The sequence below is a fragment of the Vibrio sp. 10N.247.311.13 genome, from assembly GCF_041467595.1.
Classification (GTDB): Bacteria; Pseudomonadota; Gammaproteobacteria; order Enterobacterales; family Vibrionaceae; genus Vibrio; species Vibrio crassostreae_C.
The window spans coordinates 1-6,192 of sequence record NZ_JBFSUX010000105.1 but is presented as its reverse complement, the minus strand read 5'-3'; the positions used below and the strand labels follow the sequence as shown (position 1 = coordinate 6,192).

At 43.4% G+C, this 6,192-nt stretch carries 5 protein-coding genes and 4 tRNA genes; 3 read left to right on the top strand and 6 right to left on the bottom strand.

Annotated features, from left to right (window positions below):
- Positions 1 to 151 precede the first annotated feature (151 nt).
- The 4 genes from AB6E52_RS22605 to AB6E52_RS22590 all read right to left on the bottom strand — a co-directional run bounded on the left by AB6E52_RS22605 (position 152) and on the right by AB6E52_RS22590 (position 559).
- Positions 152 to 227, bottom strand: a tRNA-Thr gene (locus tag AB6E52_RS22605).
- A 13-nt stretch (positions 228 to 240) separates the two neighbouring features.
- Positions 241 to 315, bottom strand: a tRNA-Gly gene (locus AB6E52_RS22600).
- Between the two features lie 39 nt (positions 316 to 354).
- Positions 355 to 439 (bottom strand) — tRNA-Tyr (locus AB6E52_RS22595).
- A gap of 44 nt (positions 440 to 483) precedes the next feature.
- Positions 484 to 559, bottom strand: a tRNA-Thr gene (locus tag AB6E52_RS22590).
- A gap of 210 nt (positions 560 to 769) precedes the next feature.
- Between AB6E52_RS22590 and coaA the strand changes: the two genes are divergently transcribed.
- Positions 770 to 1,693, top strand: a complete 924-nt coding sequence (gene coaA, locus AB6E52_RS22585) for a type I pantothenate kinase (RefSeq protein WP_017062776.1) — start codon at positions 770 to 772, stop codon at positions 1,691 to 1,693.
- 7 nt (positions 1,694 to 1,700) lie between these two features.
- Here the strand turns inward: coaA and birA are convergent, their stop codons facing one another.
- Positions 1,701 to 2,666: a bifunctional biotin--[acetyl-CoA-carboxylase] ligase/biotin operon repressor BirA gene (gene birA / locus AB6E52_RS22580; protein ID WP_048615138.1), complete on the bottom strand. Its 966-nt coding sequence runs from the start codon at positions 2,664 to 2,666 to the stop codon at positions 1,701 to 1,703.
- Positions 2,663 to 3,709: a UDP-N-acetylmuramate dehydrogenase gene (murB, locus tag AB6E52_RS22575; protein WP_102319990.1), complete on the bottom strand. Its 1,047-nt coding sequence runs from the start codon at positions 3,707 to 3,709 to the stop codon at positions 2,663 to 2,665. The genes birA and murB overlap by 4 nt, the downstream gene beginning before the upstream one ends.
- A gap of 66 nt (positions 3,710 to 3,775) precedes the next feature.
- Between murB and AB6E52_RS22570 the strand changes: the two genes are divergently transcribed.
- Together AB6E52_RS22570 and pssA are read left to right on the top strand one after the other, a co-directional pair.
- Complete coding sequence (locus tag AB6E52_RS22570) at positions 3,776 to 4,207, top strand: GNAT family N-acetyltransferase (RefSeq protein WP_102319991.1); 432 nt, start codon at positions 3,776 to 3,778, stop codon at positions 4,205 to 4,207.
- Positions 4,208 to 4,298: 91 nt separating this feature from the next.
- Positions 4,299 to 5,639: a CDP-diacylglycerol--serine O-phosphatidyltransferase gene (gene pssA, locus AB6E52_RS22565; RefSeq protein WP_102319992.1), complete on the top strand. Its 1,341-nt coding sequence runs from the start codon at positions 4,299 to 4,301 to the stop codon at positions 5,637 to 5,639.
- Positions 5,640 to 6,192 lie beyond the last annotated feature (553 nt).

Here is a 6,192-nt window from a genome sequence, read left to right as displayed (position 1 = left end):
CCGATAGTACCAACGTTTACGTGCGGTTTCGTACGTTCAAATTTTTCTTTAGACATGGGGTGTCCCTCTAGGTACGGATTAGGTGGCTTAAAATAAGACCACGCAACCAAAAAAAATGGTTTTCTTTATTAAAGGAGAAGAAGCTTTAGACTGGTGCTAATACCCAGAGTCGAACTGGGGACCTCACCCTTACCAAGGGTGCGCTCTACCGACTGAGCTATATCAGCACACAAAATGAGTTGGAGCGTGCAGCGGGAATCGAACCCGCATCATCAGCTTGGAAGGCTGAGGTAATAGCCATTATACGATGCACGCAACACGTAACTCTGTTTGAGCTATTTAACCTTTAGAATATGGTGGAGAGGGACGGATTCGAACCATCGAAGGCAGTGCCAACAGATTTACAGTCTGCTCCCTTTGGCCACTCGGGAACCTCTCCAAATTTTGAGCTTTCTCTCGCTTGCCTTATAGGAAGGAAGAAAGTGGTGCCGACTACCGGAATCGAACTGGTGACCTACTGATTACAAGTCAGTTGCTCTACCTACTGAGCTAAGTCGGCACAAGTGGGGCGCATTTTATTGAATGATTTTCCACCTTGCAATAGCAAATTGAAAAAAAGTGCAAAATTCTCTGAGCAAACTCCTACATACGGCTATTTAGCTCAAGGTTTACGTCTTTAACCCGCATCTAGTACAGGAAGATATTTTATTTATCTATCGCTTGATGTATTTTCCATGCACTTGTTTTGTTATCCACTATAGAGTTTTGTATGAGCCCATTTATGTCATTTGACCGCGAACGTTGGTCTGAGCTAAGGAATTTAGTTCCGATGACACTTTCTGAGAGCGACTTAAAAGAGCTTCAAGGCATCAATGAAAAGCTCACAATGGAAGAGGCAGTAGAGATCTATCTACCGTTATCTCGTCTATTGAACCTCTATGTGGCAGCCAGACAGAATAGAAACTCGGTACTCCACCAATTTCTAGATAAGAAAGAGAAAGCACCACCTTTTATCATCGGTATTGCGGGTAGCGTAGCCGTTGGCAAAAGTACCACTGCGCGTCTGCTTAAAGCCCTACTCTCTCGCTGGGAAAACCATCCAAAAGTTGAGCTAGTGACAACCGATGGCTTTTTATATCCGAATGAGGTGTTAAAAGAGAAAGGGTTGATGAGCAAAAAGGGCTTTCCGGAGTCTTACGATATCAAGCGTTTAGTGAACTTTGTTTCGGATGTAAAGGCATGCAAGAGAAATGTCACAGCCCCTGTTTACTCGCATCTTACGTACAACATTACTGATGACGTTAAGTGCGTCGACCTACCAGATGTGCTTATTATTGAAGGGCTTAATGTCTTACAAACCGGAATGAATTATCCACACGAACCACATCGCGTGTTTATTTCTGACTTCCTTGATTTCTCACTCTATGTTGACGCTGATAGCCAACAAATCAAAGAGTGGTACGTCAATCGTTTTATGAAATTCCGCGATGGTGCGTTTACTAAGCCTGGCTCTTACTTTAGTCATTACACTAAATTATCGAACCAAGCCGCATTGGATAAAGCAGAAGGTATCTGGAGTTCAATTAATGGCTTGAACCTAGAACAAAATATCCTTCCGACACGAGAAAGGGCTCACCTGATTCTACGTAAAGGCGCAGATCATATGGTTGAAGAAGTGTTACTAAGAAAATAGTAACGCCTTAGTCGCCTTTTCTTAGCGATATCTCGCCACCGATATAGCTCTCAACACCATTCTCAGTTTTGAGCAATACAGCGCCTTGTTCATCGATGCCTTGAACAACACCTTCAATTTCTCTAGGTCCAATGATCAGCCTAACATTGCGACCTAAGAAATTATCCAAGCGGTTCCAACGCTCTACAAAATTGGACATTCCTTTCAACTCATAGTCGACAAGCGATTTATCCCAAGCATTGATCAGAGCCTGCGCTAATTGATTACGGTCAGGCACCTTTCCATCACACACTTCTTTAAGGGAAGTCCATGGCTGGCCAATACCTGATGTTGTTGGATCCATGGATAAGTTTAGCCCTAAACCAATCACAATATGCGCAGCGCCACCCGATTGCCCAGAGAGCTCGACCAAGATACCTGCAAGCTTCTTATCATTGTGGTAGAGGTCGTTAGGCCATTTGAGCTTTACTCCTTCTACACCCATTTCTTCCAAAGCTTCAACAACAGCGACACCAACCACAAGGCTTAAGCCCATTGCGGCAGCCATCCCTGCGTCGAGTCTCCAATACATTGAAAGGTAGAGGTTTGCGCCGAATGGCGATACCCACTCTCGTCCACGGCGTCCACGACCCGCAGCTTGATATTCAGCAATACAGACAGAACCCGATTCGAGGGTGTTAGTACGCTCTAATAGGTGCTGGTTTGTAGAACCTATGATGGGAATGAGTTCAAGAGAAGCATCGCGACTAACTGCAGACAATTTTTCTTGGTCAAGCATATCCAAACGACTGGCTAGCTTGTAACCCTTGCCTTGTACTCGGTAGATATCTAAACCCCACTCTTGAATACCTTTAATGTGCTTACTGATAGCCGCTCGTGATACACCAATCATTTCACCTAGGTCTTCACCAGAATGAAACTCACCGTCAGCAAGGCATCTCAATAGTGCAAGCTTGGTACTGTGTTCTCTCATGCCAATGACTCCAAAGCCTTGTCTAGGTTTGTCTCGCATTCTCGTCCCATAAAGCGCACTTCATGTTCCAATCGAATATCGAATTTATTCAAGACGGACTGACGCACTCGCTCTGCAAGCTTAAGGATATCCACAGCAGAAGCCTCATCATAATTGATAATAACCAATGCTTGGTTGGGGTGAACCTGAGCGCCACCTTCTGTCACACCTTTGAACTGACATTGATCAATCAGCCAGCCAGCAGCAACTTTGATCATGTCATTACTCTCATAGCCGACAATATTTGGATATAGAGCTAACAAGCGATCAAAATGATCTTTGGTGATCACAGGGTTTTTGAAGAAACTGCCCGCATTCCCTTGTACTCTAGGGTCTGGTAGCTTACTTGAACGGATAGCACACACTTCATCAAATATAGTGCGAGGAGAGAGCGTATCGGCTGCTAGGCTTTTTAACGGGCCATAGTGATTGCATGGCTGCCACTCTTTCGGCAACGTTAAACCAATCGCAACAACAATCGCTTTACCGTAAAGAGCGTGTTTGAAAATAGAATCTCGGTAACCAAAGAGACACTCTTCTTTGCTTAATCGCTTAACTGTATAAGTATCCAGACACAGAATATCGACATACTCGCATACATCTTGCAGCTCAACACCATACGCACCAATATTCTGAATTGGAGCAGAGCCTGAACAGCCGGGTATCATTGCTAGGTTTTCTAGACCACCCAACCCCTTATCCACACTCCACTCAACCAAGCTTGGCCAATCCTCGCCACCACTTACATGCAGTAGGTGATGACTGTCCGTCTCGGCCAGCTCAATCCCGGCTAATTTATTCACGATGACCAGGCCAGCGAAGTGCTCAGTAAAAAGCATATTACTGCCCTTACCCAGTATTAACTTAGGCAAAGCTGACCATTTAGGGTCTTTGTAAAGCGAAATAAGTTCTTCGGTAGTGGTGACTTCAACCAACACATCACACGTCTGATCGATGGAAAAAGTATGAACATTTTTTAAACTAGCATTGAGATGGAATTGCATGGCGATATTCAATTAACTTACACTGCGGTCATTCTACAGCAGATAAACCAATGGCGCAGTGACTGAATGAACAATGTCATCATTACTCAATTAGACCCAGTAAAGGTTCCCCTAGTTAAACGTTTCTATAAAGAACACTACCCAACGGGAAAAGCGAATAAGAGTGAACTGATCTACTCGTTATTGCTGGATAACGAGCTATGCGGTGTCGTGCGTTTTCGTACAATAGAAAATAATCGTTTACTTACTGGAATGGCGATATCAAAACAACATCGCGGTCAGCAATTAGGCTCCCAGCTTATGGATTATTGTGCGCAACATACGCTTACGGAAGACGATTACTGCTTTGCTTACGCTCATCTCACCAATTTTTACGCGCGACACAAATTCGTACAAGTAGACCCCAAAGATCTACCAAATGGTTTAAGAGTTTTATACGAGCGCTATTTGAATAGCGGAAAAGATCTCATTCCTATGCATTATCAGCAAAATTGTTAGAGAATGCCTCGATTATCTAGTATTTGGTACTATCCCTTTGGTAAAATTAAAGGTTCGCAATTTTGCATATTTTTAAGGTAAAACAGTCAATATGATTGCCAGTAGGAATCCATTCATACAGTTGCCAACCATAGCGCAGAATCCTGACAAGTTTGAAGTACTACTATCAGCGCAAGAGTTTCGAACTCGTCTACTTGATGAGATATCTCGCGCAACGACTCGTATTAGTTTAGTCGCTTTGTATCTTGAAGATGATGAGGCTGGCCGTGAGATCCTAACTGCCTTATATGAAGCAAAGCAAAAGAATCCAGAATTAGACGTGAGCGTTTGTGTCGATTGGCACCGAGCGCAGCGCGGATTGATTGGTGCAGAGTCTTCTGAAGGCAATGCAGCCATGTATAAAGAGTTTGCTGAAAGATATCAGCATTCTGTGCCTGTCTATGGCATTCCAGTTCGTGGCAAAGAAGTCTTTGGCGTATTGCACTTAAAAGGCTTTATCGTCGATGACAGCGTAATATACAGCGGTGCAAGCCTTAACAATATCTACCTGAATTACCATGACCGCTATCGCTTTGATCGTTACCACGTTTTAAACAACGCGGCTCTTGCTGACTCAATGTTTGCCTACGTACACGAACAGATGGTTGCGGACAGCGCTGTTTATGACCTGGCTGATAAGAACAAGCCTGCGACCAAAGAACTGAAACCAGCGATTCGTCAGTTTCGTGCATCATTGGCAAGGTCTCAGTATCAATTCGATGGTCAAGACGTTTCAGCAGACCAAGTTGCTGTAACACCATTAGTTGGTATCGGTAAAAGACGTAACCGTCTGAATCAGGGTATCAATCAACTCGTCGCTCAAGCTAAAGATGAAATCTTTATCTGCACACCTTACTTCAACTTCCCACCTAGCCTAGCTAAAGAAGTCAAGAAAGCGCTTAAGCGTGGCGTAAAGGTCAGCATTGTTGTTGGTGATAAGACAGCGAATGATTTCTTTATCTCACCAGAAGAAGAGTTTAAAACGATTGGTGGTTTGCCATACCTTTACGAACTGAACTTACGCCGTTTCGCTAAAGCGAATGAAGCTCATATTGCTAGCCGTAATCTATCAATTCGACTTTGGCAACACGATTCCAATAGCTTCCACCTAAAGGGCATATGGGTAGATAAGCGCTACATGCTACTAACAGGTAATAACCTAAACCCTCGCGCCTGGAAGCTAGATCTAGAGAACGGTATCTTTATCCAAGATAACTACCATCACCTAACTGATAAGTTCCAGGCTGAAGTCGATAATATCCTTCAACACACTCAGCTTATCTGTACTTATAAGCAGTTAGATAAGGTAGAGAGCTACCCTATGGAAGTTCAGAAATTGATTCGTAAGATCACTCGTGTAAAAGCCGACAGAGTGCTCAAACAAATACTGTAGTCGGTGTATCAAAACACTATTTATCAACGCCTAGCAAACGCTAGGCGTTTTTGTATCTACGAGATAGCTATTTAGGTTTGTTTGATGGTCTTTCGAATCAACATCTCTATTTATGCATAGTGAGTGTGATAGCTTGAAGTGTTAAGCATCCTACCTTTTCCTTAGTCAGTCTCAGGGTTCCAGATACGTGTATCAGGTATGGTTTAGATAGCAGCTAAACGAGTACCAATACGAACATAATCGACAATTACCCTTTACGTATTCAAGCAATAAAGTCTCACTCCTTAGGGCGAAGTACGTACGCGATAGAGAATTTCACATAGTAAAACAATCAGATTAGTGCTCTGCTCTATTTAGCTTAAGAGTTAGAAGTGACCACCTATATTCCCAAGCAGCACCTCCCGATATATAGAGAAGTACTTCATAGCTAGCGATAAGGATCTACTACTAAAACCCAAAACACATACGCAGGAAACGACGAAAGCCTAGTCGTCAGACTTAATGCCGATCGTTTAAGAAGACTTGAACGATCCTGCAGTTAGCAGATAATCCC

Bases quoted from the DNA above. Each gene is read 5' to 3' on its own strand.
- AB6E52_RS22570 (WP_102319991.1), top strand. From the start codon at position 3,776: ATGAACAATGTCATCATTACTCAATTAGACCCAGTAAAGGTTCCCCTA.
- birA (WP_048615138.1), bottom strand. From the start codon at position 2,666: ATGAGAGAACACAGTACCAAGCTTGCACTATTGAGATGCCTTGCTGAC.
- pssA (WP_102319992.1), top strand. From the start codon at position 4,299: ATGATTGCCAGTAGGAATCCATTCATACAGTTGCCAACCATAGCGCAG.
- coaA (WP_017062776.1), top strand. From the start codon at position 770: ATGAGCCCATTTATGTCATTTGACCGCGAACGTTGGTCTGAGCTAAGG.
- murB (WP_102319990.1), bottom strand. From the start codon at position 3,709: ATGCAATTCCATCTCAATGCTAGTTTAAAAAATGTTCATACTTTTTCC.